Source organism: Pseudenhygromyxa sp. WMMC2535 (genome assembly GCF_011083025.2).
Map to the genome: position 1 here is coordinate 5,354,848 of NZ_JABJWV010000001.1, position 15,504 is coordinate 5,370,351.

Here is a 15,504-nt window from a genome sequence, read left to right on the forward strand (position 1 = left end):
GTCGGGCTGCTAGCCGGAGCCCTGCTCGATCGACTCGCGCTCGTCCTCGTCCTCGTCCGCGCTCGCCTCGGCGCCGGCCTGCTCGCCCTGTCCGCGGCGAACCACCACCTTACCGACCTCCTCGGCCTCGACCACGCCACCTTCGACCAGCGCGTTGACCAGGGCGCGGTGCTCCTCCTCGTGCTCGTGGGGGAGGGCGTCCGAGTCCGACTCGTACTCGACGATCAGGTTCTTCTTCCCGGTCGCCGGATCGATCTGCAGGTGGATGTTGAGCTCGGGCATGGCTGCGCCTGCGTCAGCGAAGATGGTAGCTCAGGCGCCGAGGTCCCCGAAGGTGTAGACCACGGCGCCGGTCTCCGGGTGATTGTCGATGCCCACGTAGCCGCTGCGGGCCATGTCGTCGAGCATGGCCTCGACCTCGGTGAACTCCTTGCCCGTGGCCATCACGCCCTCGGTCACGGACAGCCGCCCACCACGCGCAGCCGCCGCCTGCATCAGCTGCATGCGCATGCGCTCCTGGGGATCTTGGGGCAGGTTCTGCTGGGCCTGCCCGGGCGAGTGGCCCATGGGCAGGGCGTACTGGGGGTACTGCTGCTGCTGGTGTTGGTGGGGGTAGCCCTGGCCGAGGGCGCGGGCCTGGAGCCCGGCGAGCTTGAGGTTCTCGTCGTCGACCAGCCTGCGCATGCGCAGGAGATCGAAGACCTGGCCAAAGCCGAACAGGCCCCAGGTCAGCAGCCAGATGACGCCGCTGACCGGCTTGCCCAGGTAGAAGCGGTGGAGTCCGGCGAAGCCAAACAGCCAGCCCAGCCACAGCAAGACCGCGGTCGATGTCGAGTAGCGCTCTTCGGGCATGGTGATCCGGTCGGACAAGGTATCACGCGTTGGCGGCGATGGCCCGCGGTGGCGCGCCGGGGGGAGGCGTGGCCGCCAAAACGCCGCCAGAGCGGCCTGGCGGCCCGGTTCCCTGGCTGCCGATCCGGGGGAGGCGAGATCTCGCCGCGCCTCCCCGAGCGCGCGTGGGCCTGAGTGCAAGACGCGGGCGTGACACTTGCTTGGCGTTGGAAGTTGTCGACGCAGAGACGCCGGCGTCACACCGGCGGCGAACGCCCGGGGTACGAAGCTCACGCTCCGAGGCAGACCATGCAGTTGCGTGACTGGACGTTCGAAAAGCTGTTTCGCTCCACCTACGTCTACAACATCCTGTGGGAGGACACGGAGGTCGACGAGGCGCTGCTCGAGGTCGGCCCCGGCGCGAGCCTGCTGGGGATCTCGGGCGCGGGCTGCGGGATCGCCAACCACCTCAGCCGCCACGCCGCGCGGGTCGACGCCGTCGACATCAACCCCCACCACCTCGCGCTGACGGGGCTCAAGGCCGCCGCCGCCCGCCACCTCGCGTCCTGGGACGAGTTCTACGCGCTCTTTGGCCACGGCAGCCACCCCGAGGCCGAGCGCGTGCTTCGCTCGCTGGCCGAGCACCTGCCCAAGTGGATGCAGGCCTACTGGCGCGTGCGCTGGCGGATGTTCGAGGACTCGCGCTCCATGGTTCGATCGGGGCTGACGGCTCAGATGCTCGGGCTGCTGCGTCGGATCACCGGCATGGACGCGGAGTGGCTGCGCCAGCGCATCGGCGAGGACCTGGTCCAGCGCCAGGCCGAGATCGAGTGGATCTGCCGTGAGCTGTGCTCGCGGCGCTGGGTCGCGGCCTACCTCGAGTCGCCGCTACAGCTGATCACCTTGGGCATCAACTACGCCCAGCGCGATCGCCTGCTCGCCGCCGAGGGCACCGACCTGATCGCCTTCTTCGAGACGCACATGAAGCGCCTCGTCGAGACCGACCTCGAGCGCAACTGGTACGCCTGGTACGCCGCTGCCGGCCACTTCAACCACGAGCTGCCCGAGGCCGTGCCGCCCTACCTGCGCCGGGATCACCACGCGCGCAGCAGCCAGGCGCCCACGGACATGCGCTACCACAACCGCAACATCTTCGACGTGCTCGGCCGGGCCGAGGCCGACACCTGGTCGCACTACACGCTCTGTGACGCCGTCGACTGGATGCCCGAGGCGGCGCAACAGCAGCTCTTCGCCGAGATCTTTCGGACCAGCCGCGACGGCGCCAAGCTGCTCTACCGCTCCGTCGAGGACCGCTCGCTGATCGAGCACCACGGCCTCGAGGGTCGCTTCGTCCTCGACCGCCAGGCCTCCGACTGGGCCTCGCAGGCGGATCGCTCCCGCCAGTATCGCCGCGTCAACGTCTACACGGTGGCCCACTGATGCCCGCGTCCGCCGACCGCCACGCCCACCGCGACTTCCTCAACCGCTACTACGGGATCTCGCGCCACTTCTACGACCTGACCCGCAAGTACTACCTCTTTGGCCGCGACCGCGCCCTCGAGGTGCTCTTGGCGGAGGAGTGGACGCGGCTGATCGAGATCGGCGTGGGCACCGGGCGAAACCTCGAGATCCTGCACGCGCGTCGGCCCCGGGCGACCTTCGCCGGCCTCGACGCCTGCGACGAGATGCTCGCCCACACCCGCCGGCGCCTGCCCTGGCTGCGGGCCCAGCACGGCTTCGCCGAGGACGCCGACCTGCGCGCGCCCTTTGGCGGCGAGGCCCCGGAGCGCGTGCTCTTCTCCTACTGCCTGTCGATGGTCGCCGATCCCCAGGCGGCGATCGCCAACGCCCGGGCGGCCCTCGCCCCGGGCGGCAAGGTCATCGTCGTCGATTTTTGCGACCTCGACGGCCTGCCCGGCCCGGCGGCGCGAGCCTTGCGGCGCTGGCTCGAGTGGTTTCACGTCGACCCGATCCAGCCGGGGCTGCTCGAGGAGCTCGGGGCGCGGCTGCGCCATGGGCCGCTGCGCTACTTCGTGATCGCCGAGCTCGACGCTGCGCCGCTCGAGGGCCGCGAGCGCGATCAGAGCGCGGCCGCCGAGTAGCTGGCTGGCTTGCAGATTTTGGACGGCTGCGCGCAGCCGTCGAGCGCGCTCAGGGCAGCTGCGACCAGTCGAGGCGCAGCGTCCCGTCGGCGTACATCTTGCCGCTCTCCGACAGCCCCGAGGACTCGTCCTCGATCGACTCGAACACGTTGGCGACGGGGGCGATGACCGCGTCGCGGCCGTGCACGAAGCTCTGCTCGCGGACGATCACCAGGTAGGCCTTGCCCAGGGCCAGGGCGCGGGCGGGGGAGGGCATCAGCATGTCGGAGAGGTCCGCCGAGGCGGCGGCGACGGCGGCCTCGTCGAGCGCACCTTGCTCGTCGAAGAAGCGCTCGATCATCTCCTGGTTGGCGCGAAACTCATCGCCCGCGCCGACGCGCTCGAGGTAGGTCGCGACCTCGCCGCGGCTGTGCCCGGCCTGGGGCACGTCGGGCATGCCGCTGATGTCCTGGTAGCGCCAGCCGGCGGCCCCGGGCTGCTTGCGCGGGAAGCTGAAGCTCTGGTCCGCCGTGCCGCCGATGGTGCTGTGGCAGCCCATGCAAAAGTAGTGCTCCTCGTGGGTCTGGAGGCGCAGGCGCCCCTGATCGTCCTCGATGAAGCCCTGGAGCTGCCAGCCAAAGGCGTTGCGCAGCCCGACCATGGGCGAGCCGGCGTAGAGCGGGAGCAGGCCCTCGTCCTTGTCCTCGGCCTCCTGCTCATAGGCCGCGAGGATCGCCCACTTGGCGAGCTCGTCGACCTTCTTGCTGTAGCGCAGCTCCTTCATGCGCGCGCTGATGCCCTGGTCGGGGTCGACGTAGCGCACCGAGTGGAGAAATTCCGTGTCCTCGGGGTAGAGCCCGCGGCGCACGGGGTGCTCTGCGGCGCCGCCGGCATAGTGCGCGGGCAGGCCGAGGATCTGCGTGACCGCGGCCTCGAGCTCGCCGTCGCCGTCGAGGTCGAAGCCGGCCACGGTCTCGTCGATGGGCTCGACGGTCCAGCTGATCTCGGCGTCGGGGATCGACAGATCCGTAGCCATGCTCGCCTCGAGGATCGCCAGGTTGATCTTGTAGAGCGCCCGGGTCTCGCGGAAGTGGGCCGGCAGCCGGATCATCACGTCGTCGGTGCTGCCGTTGGTCGGCCAGAACACCCCCGAAAAGGGCTTGTAGGTGAAGGCTCGCCACCCGCTGTGGTCGACGGCGAAGCCCTCGTCGTCGAAGCCGGCGGCGAAGTCCAGGTCCGGGCGGTAGCCGGGGTAGTCGTCGGCGGGGATCGCCGCGATCGCGGCGCGCAGGGCCGCGTAGTTGTCGCTGCGGATCCACGCGAGGATCTCTTCGTCGGAGATGGCCGCGATCTCGGCGCTGTGATCCGCGAACAGATTGGTCCAGTGGTTGGTCTTGCCGACCGCGGAGAACTGGTAGCTGCCCTGGAGATCCCAGTCGGCCATCACGTTGGGGTAGCGGGCGGGGACGTGGCAGACCCAGCAAGGGTTATGGGTGCCCTCCGTCCGCGTGTAGCACTGCGGGAGGACCGGGGCCTCGCGGTTGTCGATCTGGCCGATGGACGCCCGGGCCGTGGCGATGGGATCGTAGAGCGCCTCGCCTGAGGGGAGGTCGAAGGGGTCGGGGCTCTCGCCCTGGTCGCTGCCTTGATCGCCGCCTCGATCAGGATCGTCACCGACCTCGCCGCCGTCGCCGATGTTGTCGCTCTCGTCCGTGTCCGAGGGGGCGCCCTCGCCTCCTCGGCAGGCGAGGCCGAGGCCAAAGCTGGCGATGAGCGCGAGGGGGGCGAGGGGGGCGAGGAGCGGGGGCAGGGTCGAGCGGTGCATGGCGTGCGGTCAGGGCGGGGGGGAAGAAGAACGAAGAGGCCTGCGCCTGGCGACGGCCAGGGCGCAGACCTCTCCTTTTCAAGGCACGCGCGGGCAGGGGCGCGCGCCCGCGCGCTGGCTCAGTTGGGCCAGCTCGAGTCCTCGGATTCGCCCGGGTGCTGGACCGAGAAGAAGAAGGTCTGCGAGTCGCTGCTCAGCGCCGGGCCGGTGGCCTCGGCGTCCGAGGGGCCTGCGATCACCCGGAAGGCCACGCCGTAGGTGTTGGCGTGCTCGGGGTCGAGGTCGAGGTAGTAGACCGCGTCGGCGTGGCCGTTGGTCCCGTAGTTGCCGTCGGTCCCGAACCACACGCCGCCCTGGGCGTCGATCATCAGGTTGTCGGGGTTGGCCGCGTCGTAGGTGCCGGTGCCCTCGCTGCCGTACCAGGCCGCCCAGTAGCTGAAGCTGGTCGCCTCGCCGGGCGCCCCGTCCTCGTCGAGCACGAACACCGCCCCGGTCGAGTCCTCGCGCACGGGCGAGTCCATCTCCTGGGTCTCGGGGTCGTAGAGCACGCCCTCGCTGTCGAGGGCGACGCGGCGGCCGTGCTTGGTGAAGGCCACGTAGAGGTTGCCGTCGAGGGGGTTGAACTCGACGTCCTCGGGGCGGTTGAGCTCGCGGACGCCGATCTTGTTGGCCGCGGTCCACAGCCCGCGGCGGACCGTGTCGTCGTCGGGGAAGCCGGCGATCTGGTTGTAGCTCTGGTCCATGAGCGCCTCGCCGACGGTCATCCCCGGGGACAGGGCCGCGGCGTTGGGGGCCACGTCCGTGCTCGTCGTCGAGATCTCGATCCACATGCCGAGGCCGGGGGCCGCCGCGGTCACGGCCGCGCCGCCGACGGTCATGCCAGTGTCGTTGTCGAGGTCGGAGAAGTGGGCGATGTAGAGGGTGCCAGCGGCCAGCAGCTCGCGGATCTCGGCCTTGCTCATGTCCGCGCTGTAGACCCCCTCGGTCACGAACTTGTAGATGCGACCGCCGCGGCGATCGTTGGCCGAGTAGATCACGATCGGCTCGCCGTCGCTCAGGCTCCAGTCCTGATCCACGGCGAAGCTGGCGTTCTCCCAGCGCGCCCGGCCGATGGCGCCGAGCTTTTGGTGACCGACGCCCGCGGTGGTCTTGCCGTAGTACTCGTCGGGGGCCTGGCCGGGGTCGATCTCGACAAGGAAGCCGTAGAAGTCGCGGTTGTGGCGGTGGTTGACGTCGGGGTGGACGCTGAACAGGCCGTCGTCGTCGGGCGCGGTGCTCAGCTCGATGTCGGCGCCCGGATCGCAGCCCGAGTCGACCACGAACTGCTGCTGGCTGGTCCAGCACGGCTCGGCGTCGCCGTAGTAGGACTGGACGTTCTCCTCGGCGGTGATCACCGTGCCCCAGGGGGTCTGGGCGCCGGAGCAGTCGCCCATGATCCCCGGCACGACCCCGGCGGGCAGCTCGGCGCCGCTGTCGTCGGTCGCGAGCTCGGGCAGGGTCAGGCCGGTGACCAGCACCTGCGTGGCGCTGGTCGAGTCGTAGCGGATGTTGTTGGCCGCGCGGTTGATGATCCACTCGCCGGTCTGCCCGTCCTTGAGCACGCGGAACCACGACCCGCCGAGCTGGCGCTTGTGGGCGGTGATCACCGTCTCGAGCTCGGCGTCGGACCAGGTCTCGGCGTCGGGGTTGGCGATCATCCCAAAGTAGTAGAGGAAGTCGTTGAGCAGGCCGAACTGCCCGCTCGCGCCGGTCTCGGGCGTGGGCTGGTCGCCGGAGATGTACTCGTGGTTGGTCCACAGCCAGCCGGAGGTGCCGCTGCCGCTGAACTGCGGGGCCGTGGTCCAGCCGTCGCCAAAGTAGGCGATGTAGTCGTTGTTGGCGCCGTAGCGCGGCGCGTCGAAGCCCTCGTCGTTGGTCAGCGGGTCGAACCAGCTGGCGACGACCGAGACCTGGAGGCCGTCGATGGCCCGCACGCTGTCGGTGGTCTCGGCCGCGAGCGGGAAGGCGACGTCGTCGGGCAGCGCGTCCATGTCGACGAGGTCGACGAGGCCCTTGACGAAGCTCGGGAGGTCGGCGGCGCCGGTCTCGGGGTCGAGGGAGGCCGAGACCATGGACGAGAGCGGGCGCAGGTCCTCGGGGTCGATGGGCTCGAGCCCGCCGGTGTCGGTGGTCTCACCCTCGTCGGTGGACTCACCCTCGTCGGTGGACTCGGTGCTCTCGTCGGTGTCGGTCGTGTCCGCCGTGATGTCGTCGTCCGAGCTCGTCGTGGTCTCGGTGTCCTCGCTCGTCGTGCTCGACGCTTCCTCGGACACGGTGTCCGTGCCGGTCTCGTCGGCCTCGTCTGCCGCGGTGCCGTCGTCGGAGCACGCCGCGAGCAGCATGGCGGCGCTCAGGGGGATGGACAGGAAAGAAGGCTGATGGGGGCGGCGCATGGTTGGGCGCATGCTGAATGGGCCCCGTGTCGGCAGGGTGTCCGGCGTGCGAACAAAGCCGAACGCGACGGTTACGAGGGCGGGGTGAAGCGGCGCGTGCGCGTGCGCGCGAGCCCGGGATCGGGCCGCTGGATGGGGCCAACGAGGGCGCTGGCGACCGCCCGACTCGGGGTCGTGAGATCGTGAAAATATCGATTTCCAAATGTACCAATTCGGGAAAGTCTGCATTTTGCGATATCCCCAAAGTGGGGCGCAGGCAGGTCTCGAGGACGGGAGAAAGCTTCAGGCTGTCTGGGCTCACGGCCGCGTGATAAGGCCATTCCTTCATGGTCATGGGCACTTGGAGCACCTTTCGAGACTCGCGCAGGCGGCGAGCTGGCGGCCCCTCCGCAGGGAAATTCGAACGCGCGCAGGTGGATCTCGCCGCGGCTCCGGGGCGGACATCCGGGGTGTCACAGTGCCAGCGGGTGCGCGTGATCGCCGGTGCCCCAGCGCCCGAGCTTCGGGCGCTCGCCGCCGCCCTCGAGCGTCGCCTCGATCCCTGGATCCCCGTCGACGAAGCGGTCGAGCGCGGCGCCGAGCCGAGCGCGCTCTACCTCGTGGTCGCGCGGGCGAGCGAGGACGCCCGGGCCATCGCGCAGACCTGCGCGAGCATCGACGAGCCTGGCCCGCGCGAGCTCGTGATCGTGCACGAGCGCGCGCGTGGGCCAAGCAAGGGCTGCGCCGCGCAGCGCCAGGCCGCCTGCGCGCGGCGGGTCCATCACCTGCGCCCCGGGGAGCGCCGTGGCCTGGCCGCGTTGATCCGCCACCTGCGAGGTCAGAGCGTCGGCCTGGTGCTCAACGGCGGCGGCGCCCGGGCCTTCGCGCACATCGGCGTGATCGCGGGGCTGCGCGACGCCGGCCTCGAGATCGACGCCTTCGCGGGGACGAGCGCGGGCGCAGGCGTGGCGGTGCTCGCCGCCGCCGACTTCTCCGTCGAGGACATGACCCGCGGCCTGACCGAGGCCTGGCTCGACAGCGGCGTGTTTCGTTCGCTGGCCCGCGCGCCGCGGCGCTCGCTCCTCGACCCCGAGGGCCTGCGGCGCTGCGTCGAGACCTGGCTGGGCGAGCTGGAATTCGAATCGCTCGAGCGCGAGTGCTTCACCGTCGCCACCAACTTGCGCCTGGGCGTGGCGGAGATCCTGGATCGCGGGCCCACGGCCGACGCCGTGCTCGCGGCCGCGGCGATCCCCGGCTTGCTCCCGCCGGTCGAGCGCGAGGGTGAGCGCTTCGTCGACGGCGGGCTGGTCGACGAGCTCCCGATCGCCGCGATGTCTGCTCGCCGCCCGGGCCTGGTGATCGCCAGCGACGTCCGCAGCCTGGCGCGCCCGCGTGCGGTGGGCAAGCGCGCGATGGCGGCGCTGCCTGGCCCCTCGGCCAAGCTCGGAGCGAGCGCGGAGCTGAAGCGGCGCCCCTCGAGGGCGGCGCTGCGCAGCGAGGTGGAGCCGGGCTTCTTCGATGTCCTCGGCGCCTGCGCGCGGGCGTGGGGCGGCCGGGTGCCCGCGGCCGAGCAGGGCAGCGCCGCGGGGGTGGTCCTGCGTCCGCAGCTCGAGGGCGTGGCGCGGGTGCTGCTCGGAGAGCCGCAGGTGATGGTCGACGCGGGCTATCGCTGCGTGAGCGAGGCGCTCGCGGCCGGCCAGCTGGGGGCGCTCGAGGGTGCGCTCGAGCACGAGCGCCGGGTCGTGTCCTCGCTCGAGCCGTGGGCCTGAGGGGGGGAAGCGAATGGGCACTTTGGTTTACGCTGCTAGGATGACCTGGTGCGAACGACGCCAATTTTGCTCGGTCTGTCCTTGCTGCTGAGCGCCTGCCCGAGCGCCGACGGGGATGAGGGAGAGGGGGGAAACGAGCTCACGGACAGCGCCGACGCCAGCGACGAGAGCGAAGGTCAGAGCGAGGAGGCGACCACGGACACGAGCGAGGGCGAGAGCGGCGAGACGAGCTCGGGGGATCCGGCGCTCGACTGCGCCAACGGCTGCGCGGCTCAGGTCACCTGCGGGATCCTCGACGAGGGTGAGCTCGAGGGCTGCACGCAGCGCTGCGAAGCACAGATCGAGGCCTCTGCTCAGATCTTTGGCAGCGCCTGCGCCGACGCGAGGCTCGCGGAGGCGCTGTGCTCGATGAACGCGGCCTGCGAGGGCGCGGTCGATGACGAGGCCTGCGTGGGCCTGACCCTTGAGGCGCTGCTCGTCTGTAGCGAGCCGCAAGTGGCCGAGCTCGCGGCGCTTTGCGAGTGCAACGCCGCGGGCGAGCCCGACGAGCCCGGGAGCCTGAGCGCCGTGCAGATCTGCGCGGTGGAGACGGCCGAGTTCGCCATCGATGGCTACATCGACGACGGCCAGGCCTGCCTCGACGCGTACCCGGCGATGTGGGCGTGTATGGCCGCGGCCTGCGAGGACGAGAGCTGCGCACAGGAGCCGCCCCCCGAGAGCTGCGCCTGCGCGGAGGAAGAGGCCATCTTGGCCGCGGCCTGCCCCAGCTCGGGTTGAGCTGGCTCAGCGCGAGAGCCGAGCTCAGCGCGAGAGCCGAGCCTCGAGCCGCGCGCTGAGCCGCTCGAAGAGCGCCTCGCTGATCTCCCCGTTGGCCAGGCGCTCGACGAGCTTGTCGAGCTGCGCCTCGAGCTCGCGGGGATCGTCGGCCGCCGGGGGCAGGGCGCTCGGGCCGGGTGCCGCCGCCTGGCCGCCCTGAACCGGCGCCGGGGCGCTGCCGGGGCGCATCATCGACTCGGCCATGCGCCCAAACATCTCGGCCCGGGCCGCGCCGCCGGAGAAGGGCAGCTGCGGCGCCTCGGCCATGCTGCGCAGCGAGTCGAGCATGGAGACCTGCATGGGGTCGAGGCCGCGGGCCTGCATGTGCGCCATCAGCTCGGCGCGCACGAAGCCGCCGGCGTGCTCGGCCTGGGCGTCGAGCTGGGCCACGCGCATGCGGGTCTGGGCCTCCTCGAGCTCCGCGTTCCCGCCGAGCTTGGCCATGGTGGTGCGGGCGAGGGCGGCCTTGAACTCGCTGGGCAGGCTGACCTCGACGATCTCGAGGTCGATCAGCGACAGCCCGATGTCGGCCAGGGTCTCGCCCAGGGCCTCGTTGAGCCGGGCGTCGAAGCCCTCGCGCTCGGCGTAGAGCTCGGTCGCGCCGGACGAGGCGATCAGCGTGCGCAGCACGCCTTGAAAGCGCGGCATCAGCAGGCGCTGGAGGTCGACCTCGGTCAGCTGCATGGCGCCCTGGATGACCTCGGTGTTGAAGCGCTCGGGGTCGCCCATGCGCAGGTGGACCACGCCGTTGGCCGCGACCTCGATGCCCTCGCGGGTGCACACGTTGCCCAGGCCCCAGCGCAGCTGGCGTTGGCCGGACTTGATCCAGATGACGTCGAGGGAGCCGGTCACCCGGGTCTTCTCGAACACGTAGTGCCCGGCCCCGAGCGCGCCGCCGATGCGCCCGTCCTCGATGACCAGCGCGAGCTCGTCGGGGTTGACGATGATCGACTGCTCGTCGGTGAAGATGCTCGCGCGCTCACGCGGATCTCGGGGGAGCCGGTGGATAATCGAGTCGTCGCGGCCCGGGGGCCACTGGAGCGGTCGTCGGCCGCGGCGCGTGGCGAAGGCGAGGGCGCCGGCCTCGGCGCGGATACCCACATTGATCAACCATTGGCTAATGGACATTGCCTGAATCCTGTCGTTGTTGCGTGTGTTCGGGGTTAGCGAGAGAATTGTCGAAACAGCTGATCTCCCGCCAGCGCGCGCTGGTAGGCCTGGGGAGAGATCGAGACCTGATCGGCGAGCGCGGTCGTGATCGCGCGTTCGCCTTTGCGCGAGCGCAGCACGGCCATGGCCGCGGGCACGAGCACGAGCCCGCGGAGCTCGAAGCGGGCGTTTTGAAGATCGGGGCGGCGCCTGCCGGCCTGGCGAAAGCCCGCCAGGGCCTCGCCTTGGGTCGTGGCGGGCAGGGCGATGGTCGCGGTGCGCACCCCGATCGGGTGGGTCAGGGCCGCGCGCAGGGGCTCTGGCGGCGAGCCGAGCACCGTCAGCGGCGGGTTGAGGCGAGCGGTGGCGTCGAGCAAGGCGAGGGCGCGCTGCTCGACGCCGCCGCCGAGCAGGCTCTTGCTGTGCTGTGAGTAGCCGAGCGAGGCGACCCACATCGGCAGCAAGAAGGGGGTGATGCTCGCCACGCTCTCCTCGTCACCGAACAGGCCCAGGCGCTTGCGGGCGCAGTGCGAGGTGGCCCAGGCCTCGACCCAGCCGAAGTCGTCGAGGGCGAAGGCGGGGCTCTCCTGGCGGGAGACGGCGGCCAGGCCTGCCCAGCTCTCGAGCAGGTCCGCGGCGGACTGGGGGTCGACGCCGGCGGGCATCGAGGGGATCACGGCTTGGTAGAGCTCGGGGAGCGGGCGCTCGCGCGCGCCGGGCAGGCGGGCGCGGCTGCTCAGCCAGCGCGCGAGCGTCCGGGCGCCGCGGGCCTCGGCCTCGACGGCGAGGGCGGTGGCGCGAGCCTCGACGGAGGGCGGCTTGCGCTCGTTGAAGCGCTTGGCGAGGCCGTCGAGGCCGACGGCGAGGGCCTCGACGGCCTCGACTTGGTTGGGCGGGTGGGTCCCGTTGGCGCAGTCTTCACTGTGGCGGGCGAGGGCGGCGAGCAGCTGCCAGCGCTCACGGGCGAGGGCGCTCAGGTCGTCGCCCTCGTGCTTGGGCCGGTCGCGCTCGGCGAGGGCCTCGAGGTTGGTGCGCACGGCCGCCCAGCCCTCGGGGCCGCCGCGCTCCGTCGCGCCGACCACGTTGAGCTGGTGGATCAGCTCGTCGAGGGCGATGTCGAGGTGATCGAGCTCGTCGCGGGCGGCCTCGTCGACCGCGAAGCCGCGGACGGAGCGATGCTCGAGGCGCCCGCGCAGCTCGACGAGCTGCTGCACGCGCCCGGCGTGGGCGAGCAGGGGGTGGGGCGCGCCAGCGTGGGCGCGGGCCAGCTCGGGCAAGATCAGCGGCGTCTGAAGCCAGGCGCCGAGACCCTCGCGGGCCCTGGCCGCGTCTCGGCGCAGCTCGGGCAAGATGCGCTCGCGGAAGATGTAGCCGCGGCTGGCCTGATCGACGACCTCCGCGTCGGTGCTGCCGCCCACGCGCTCGCGCAGCCAGGCCTCGGCTCGCGCGGAGGCCTGGCTCGCGGCCTGGTTGGCGTCGACGGCCGTGAAGCCGCGCAGGCAATATTCGCAGGTGTGATGCCCGGCGCCGGCGTAGCTCTGGGCCGCGCGACAGTAGGGACAACGAAGCTCCATGGTCTGCATCTGCATGGGGAATCTCCTCGACGAGGCTGGTGACGAATTGCGGGGATCGGATCAGCGCACCGAGAGCGCGTTGACGCGGCGCTCGAGCCCCGCGAGTTGGTGCTGGAGCCCTGCGAATTGGGCCTCGACCTCGGCGCGCAGCTCGGTCACGCGGCGCACGGCCTGGGCGTCGGCGATGGTCTGGACCATCGTCCCGCAGGTCGCACACAGCACCACGCGCTGGCTCGAGAGATCGACGCTGGCGAGGTCGTGGCCGGCGCGGCGCAAGACCTCGACCACATAGCCGCGGACCGTGGCCGGGACGTGGTGATAGTGGAGCTCGGCGCCCAAAAACTCGCGCCCGCAGGACCAGCAGCTGCGCTGGGTCCTGAGCCGCTCGAGCCAGCGCTCCGCGGCCTGCTGCTGGTCCTTGGCGGGGGCCTGGAGCAGCGCGACCAGGGCCTCGTTCATCGCGTCGGCGGCGGCCTCGGGGTCCGTGTGCGCCTGGTCGAGGGCCTCGTGGTAGCGCGCCTGACCGTCGTGGAAGAAGCTGCGCAGGTCGGCGCGCTCGATGCCCAGGCTGTCGGGGCGGTGGGCGTAGGTGATCAGCGCCTGGCCGCCGATGGCCTCGAAGTAGCGGGCCGCGCCGCGGTGGTGGCGAGCCCGCTCGAGGTGCGCGCTGGGATCGAGCACCGCGATGGTCGCCTCCGCCAGGCGAGCGGCGAGCTCGTGGTGCAGGGCCTTGGCGTCGACGAACTCCGCCTGCGAGCCGATCTGCTCGATGTCGTCGAGACCGTCGAGGGCCTGGAGGAGGGGAGAGAGGGTCTGCGGCGAGCCGCCGGCCAGGAAGCCATAGAGCAGCGCGTTGGCGTTGGCGCGACGCTGGAGCCCGGCGTCTTGGGCCTGGCCAGCGTGGCGGGCGGCCTGCTCGAAGAGCTGAGCCGCGGCGGCGTACTTGTCCCGGCCGAGTAGCACGCCCTGGGAGAAGGCGCGGGTGTAGTGCTCCTGCGGGCTCAGGGCCACGCCGACGCGGTGCTGGAGCTTCTTGAGGAGTCTCATGGGCACTCCTGGAGATCGCCGAGGTTGTTGCAGGTCTCGTCGTCGGGGTCGCTGCGCAGGTACCAGTCGCCATTTGTCTGTGTGACGACCTGGACCTCGGGGCCGAGGAAGGAGCCGACTCGGTAGCTGAGCTCGCCGCGTTCGATGTTGCGCCTGGCGGTGGCGAGGGAGTGTGTCTCTCGGGCATTTCCGAGGTGAGAGATGCTCCCGTTCTCGCTGCGCTTCACGCAGGTGACGGTGAATGTTTGCTTGGCCATCGTCGCCACAGTGACCAGGCCAGACCGCTGGATCAGGTGGCGCCGAAAATAGTTTGTGAGCGAATGGCGGCGAGGAGGTCGAGCGTGCCGAGCGGATCACCTTGGGCCTGCTCGTTGGCTGGGAGCCTCCCGGCGCGCTCGCCAATGTGGTCTTCAGCCGGCTTGGGTTCGAGCTTCTCTTTCTCTCGCCTTCGTCGCGGCTGGTGCTGCTGGATCCTGCGGTGGAGGAGGTGGCGCTCAGCGTCGACGGCCACGGCCACGGTGGCTCGAGTAGGTGGACGCCGAGCCTGCGGACGAGTGGGTGAATTGTTGAGTTGTCCTATGGGTATATTTATTGTGATTATTCTCGTGTTCGGTGAGATTGGATCTGGGGTATGAAGTGTAGGTTCGTCGCACGCGGGGTTGGGCGCAGTGAAACCCCGGTCTTGCGTGCAAAATGACGAATTCGGGGTCTGAGGTGGGTGTGGCGGGCTGTTTGAAAATTGAAGAGAGACACATGAACGGGGTTCACCCACGCGCGAAATCGCCCTGCGTGCAAAAGGCCTGAGAAAGCTTGTAATTTCATGGGGTTAGAAAATAGCCCCTTCCGCCCTCGTTTGAGGGCGGCCCCGTTGAAGCCCCTTGCCTCGCCGCCTCTTCCTCTTCTTGGCGGCGGCGCCTTCCGCCCTCGTTTGAGGGCGGCCCCGTTGAAGCTAGCAGCCCCTTGCCGGCTCTGTCCAGCATCGACTGGACTTCCTTCCGCCCTCGTTTGAGGGCGGCCCCGTTGAAGCAGATCAATCAACGTCACATCCCCTGTAAGCTTATCCTTCCGCCCTCGTTTGAGGGCGGCCCCGTTGAAGCTTTTGATGTGCTGGACGACATTGACCCCAGTCAACGCGGCCTTCCGCCCTCGTTTGAGGGCGGCCCCGTTGAAGCGGGCTTTCCATCCTTTGCATTTGCCGTACTTCTCTTCGATCCTTCCGCCCTCGTTTGAGGGCGGCCCCGTTGAAGCGACTCCCGCGACCGCTTTCCTTCTCCCGACCGCTGGAGCCTTCCGCCCTCGTTTGAGGGCGGCCCCGTTGAAGCCTGTGGCTGTGGCTTCATTTGAGGAACCTTCTGTCGGCCTTCCGCCCTCGTTTGAGGGCGGCCCCGTTGAAGCTACTGCGCGTCAACGAGGTAGCACTCTGCGGTTTTGCCTTCCGCCCTCGTTTGAGGGCGGCCCCGTTGAAGCTCCCCGCCGCCGGAGTAGACGCCGCAAAGCACTACCTTCCGCCCTCGTTTGAGGGCGGCCCCGTTGAAGCCGCAAATGGCGTATGGAGTTAGGTGGTGCTTCGGATCCTTCCGCCCTCGTTTGAGGGCGGCCCCGTTGAAGCGCATCTGGACCCCAGGAGGTGGCGGAGCGCTTGAAGCCTTCCGCCCTCGTTTGAGGGCGGCCCCGTTGAAGCGTGGCGTCCGGCCCCCGAAGTAGGAGGTGCGCCTCGCCTTCCGCCCTCGTTTGAGGGCGGCCCCGTTGAAGCTCGGGATCTGTGGACACGTCTACCCAGTGTTCCCAGTACTGCCTTCCGCCCTCGTTTGAGGGCGGCCCCGTTGAAGCCTCTCGTCCGGGCCGACGGCTCAGAGTGAGAGCGACCCTTCCGCCCTCGTTTGAGGGCGGCCCCGTTGAAGCGAGCAGCGGCTCGGCCGCCTCGCTCCCTTGAGGGTCGACCTTCCGCCCTCGTTTGAGGGCGGCCCCGTTGAAGCCGGCTTTCCGCCGCAGCAATCGCCA

Annotated in this window: 13 protein-coding genes and 1 CRISPR repeat array (1 of these 14 only partly in view); of the genes, 4 read left to right on the forward strand and 9 right to left on the reverse strand. The window is 70.3% G+C overall.

The annotated features are described in order from the left end of the window. Positions 1-9: 9 nt before the first annotated feature. Together G6O69_RS21100 and G6O69_RS21105 are read right to left on the reverse strand one after the other, a co-directional pair. Positions 10-282 carry a hypothetical protein gene (locus G6O69_RS21100; protein WP_172305304.1) on the reverse strand — a complete coding sequence of 91 codons (273 nt, stop codon included), beginning with the start codon at positions 280-282 and terminating at the stop codon, positions 10-12. A 30-nt stretch (positions 283-312) separates the two neighbouring features. After that, the gene (locus G6O69_RS21105; protein WP_172305305.1) at positions 313-852 is read right to left on the reverse strand and encodes a TM2 domain-containing protein; all 540 of its coding nucleotides are present in this window, start codon (positions 850-852) and stop codon (positions 313-315) included. 288 nt (positions 853-1,140) lie between these two features. On the opposite strand from G6O69_RS21105, the gene G6O69_RS21110 reads away from it, so the two are divergent. Both G6O69_RS21110 and G6O69_RS21115 read left to right on the forward strand, forming a co-directional pair. Continuing rightward, positions 1,141-2,271, forward strand: a complete 1,131-nt coding sequence (locus tag G6O69_RS21110) for a DUF3419 family protein (protein WP_172305306.1) — start codon at positions 1,141-1,143, stop codon at positions 2,269-2,271. Beyond that, positions 2,271-2,933 carry a methyltransferase domain-containing protein gene (locus G6O69_RS21115; RefSeq protein WP_172305307.1) on the forward strand — a complete coding sequence of 221 codons (663 nt, stop codon included), beginning with the start codon at positions 2,271-2,273 and terminating at the stop codon, positions 2,931-2,933. The genes G6O69_RS21110 and G6O69_RS21115 overlap by 1 nt, the downstream gene beginning before the upstream one ends. A gap of 49 nt (positions 2,934-2,982) precedes the next feature. Here the strand turns inward: G6O69_RS21115 and G6O69_RS21120 are convergent, their stop codons facing one another. Both G6O69_RS21120 and G6O69_RS21125 read right to left on the reverse strand, forming a co-directional pair. Continuing rightward, positions 2,983-4,737 (reverse strand): hypothetical protein, encoded by a 1,755-nt coding sequence (locus G6O69_RS21120; protein WP_172305308.1) that lies wholly within the window; start codon positions 4,735-4,737, stop codon positions 2,983-2,985. A 119-nt stretch (positions 4,738-4,856) separates the two neighbouring features. Further along, the gene (locus G6O69_RS21125; RefSeq protein WP_172305309.1) at positions 4,857-7,169 is read right to left on the reverse strand and encodes an alkaline phosphatase PhoX; all 2,313 of its coding nucleotides are present in this window, start codon (positions 7,167-7,169) and stop codon (positions 4,857-4,859) included. A 326-nt stretch (positions 7,170-7,495) separates the two neighbouring features. Here G6O69_RS21125 and G6O69_RS21130 point away from each other — a divergent pair, with 326 nt between their 5' ends. Both G6O69_RS21130 and G6O69_RS21135 read left to right on the forward strand, forming a co-directional pair. After that, positions 7,496-8,917, forward strand: a complete 1,422-nt coding sequence (locus G6O69_RS21130) for a patatin-like phospholipase family protein (RefSeq protein ID WP_176397001.1) — start codon at positions 7,496-7,498, stop codon at positions 8,915-8,917. Between the two features lie 48 nt (positions 8,918-8,965). Continuing rightward, positions 8,966-9,694: a hypothetical protein gene (locus tag G6O69_RS21135; RefSeq protein WP_172305311.1), complete on the forward strand. Its 729-nt coding sequence runs from the start codon at positions 8,966-8,968 to the stop codon at positions 9,692-9,694. A 24-nt stretch (positions 9,695-9,718) separates the two neighbouring features. On the opposite strand, the gene G6O69_RS21140 is transcribed toward G6O69_RS21135, so the two are convergent. From G6O69_RS21140 to G6O69_RS21160, 5 genes are read right to left on the reverse strand one after another with little or no spacing between them, the layout of a single operon-like run. After that, the gene (locus G6O69_RS21140) at positions 9,719-10,861 is read right to left on the reverse strand and encodes an SPFH domain-containing protein (protein ID WP_172305312.1); all 1,143 of its coding nucleotides are present in this window, start codon (positions 10,859-10,861) and stop codon (positions 9,719-9,721) included. A 35-nt stretch (positions 10,862-10,896) separates the two neighbouring features. Then, positions 10,897-12,471 carry a hypothetical protein gene (locus G6O69_RS21145; RefSeq protein WP_172305313.1) on the reverse strand — a complete coding sequence of 525 codons (1,575 nt, stop codon included), beginning with the start codon at positions 12,469-12,471 and terminating at the stop codon, positions 10,897-10,899. A 45-nt stretch (positions 12,472-12,516) separates the two neighbouring features. After that, the gene (locus G6O69_RS21150; protein WP_172305314.1) at positions 12,517-13,503 is read right to left on the reverse strand and encodes a hypothetical protein; all 987 of its coding nucleotides are present in this window, start codon (positions 13,501-13,503) and stop codon (positions 12,517-12,519) included. Continuing rightward, positions 13,500-13,760 carry a DUF3892 domain-containing protein gene (locus G6O69_RS21155; protein WP_172305315.1) on the reverse strand — a complete coding sequence of 87 codons (261 nt, stop codon included), beginning with the start codon at positions 13,758-13,760 and terminating at the stop codon, positions 13,500-13,502. Before G6O69_RS21155 ends, G6O69_RS21150 begins: the two co-directional genes overlap by 4 nt. A 32-nt stretch (positions 13,761-13,792) precedes the next feature. Then, the gene (locus G6O69_RS21160; RefSeq protein ID WP_172305316.1) at positions 13,793-14,020 is read right to left on the reverse strand and encodes a hypothetical protein; all 228 of its coding nucleotides are present in this window, start codon (positions 14,018-14,020) and stop codon (positions 13,793-13,795) included. Between the two features lie 322 nt (positions 14,021-14,342). Further along, positions 14,343-15,504: a CRISPR direct-repeat array (repeat unit 36 nt; unit sequence CCTTCCGCCCTCGTTTGAGGGCGGCCCCGTTGAAGC) (it continues 488 nt past the right edge of the window).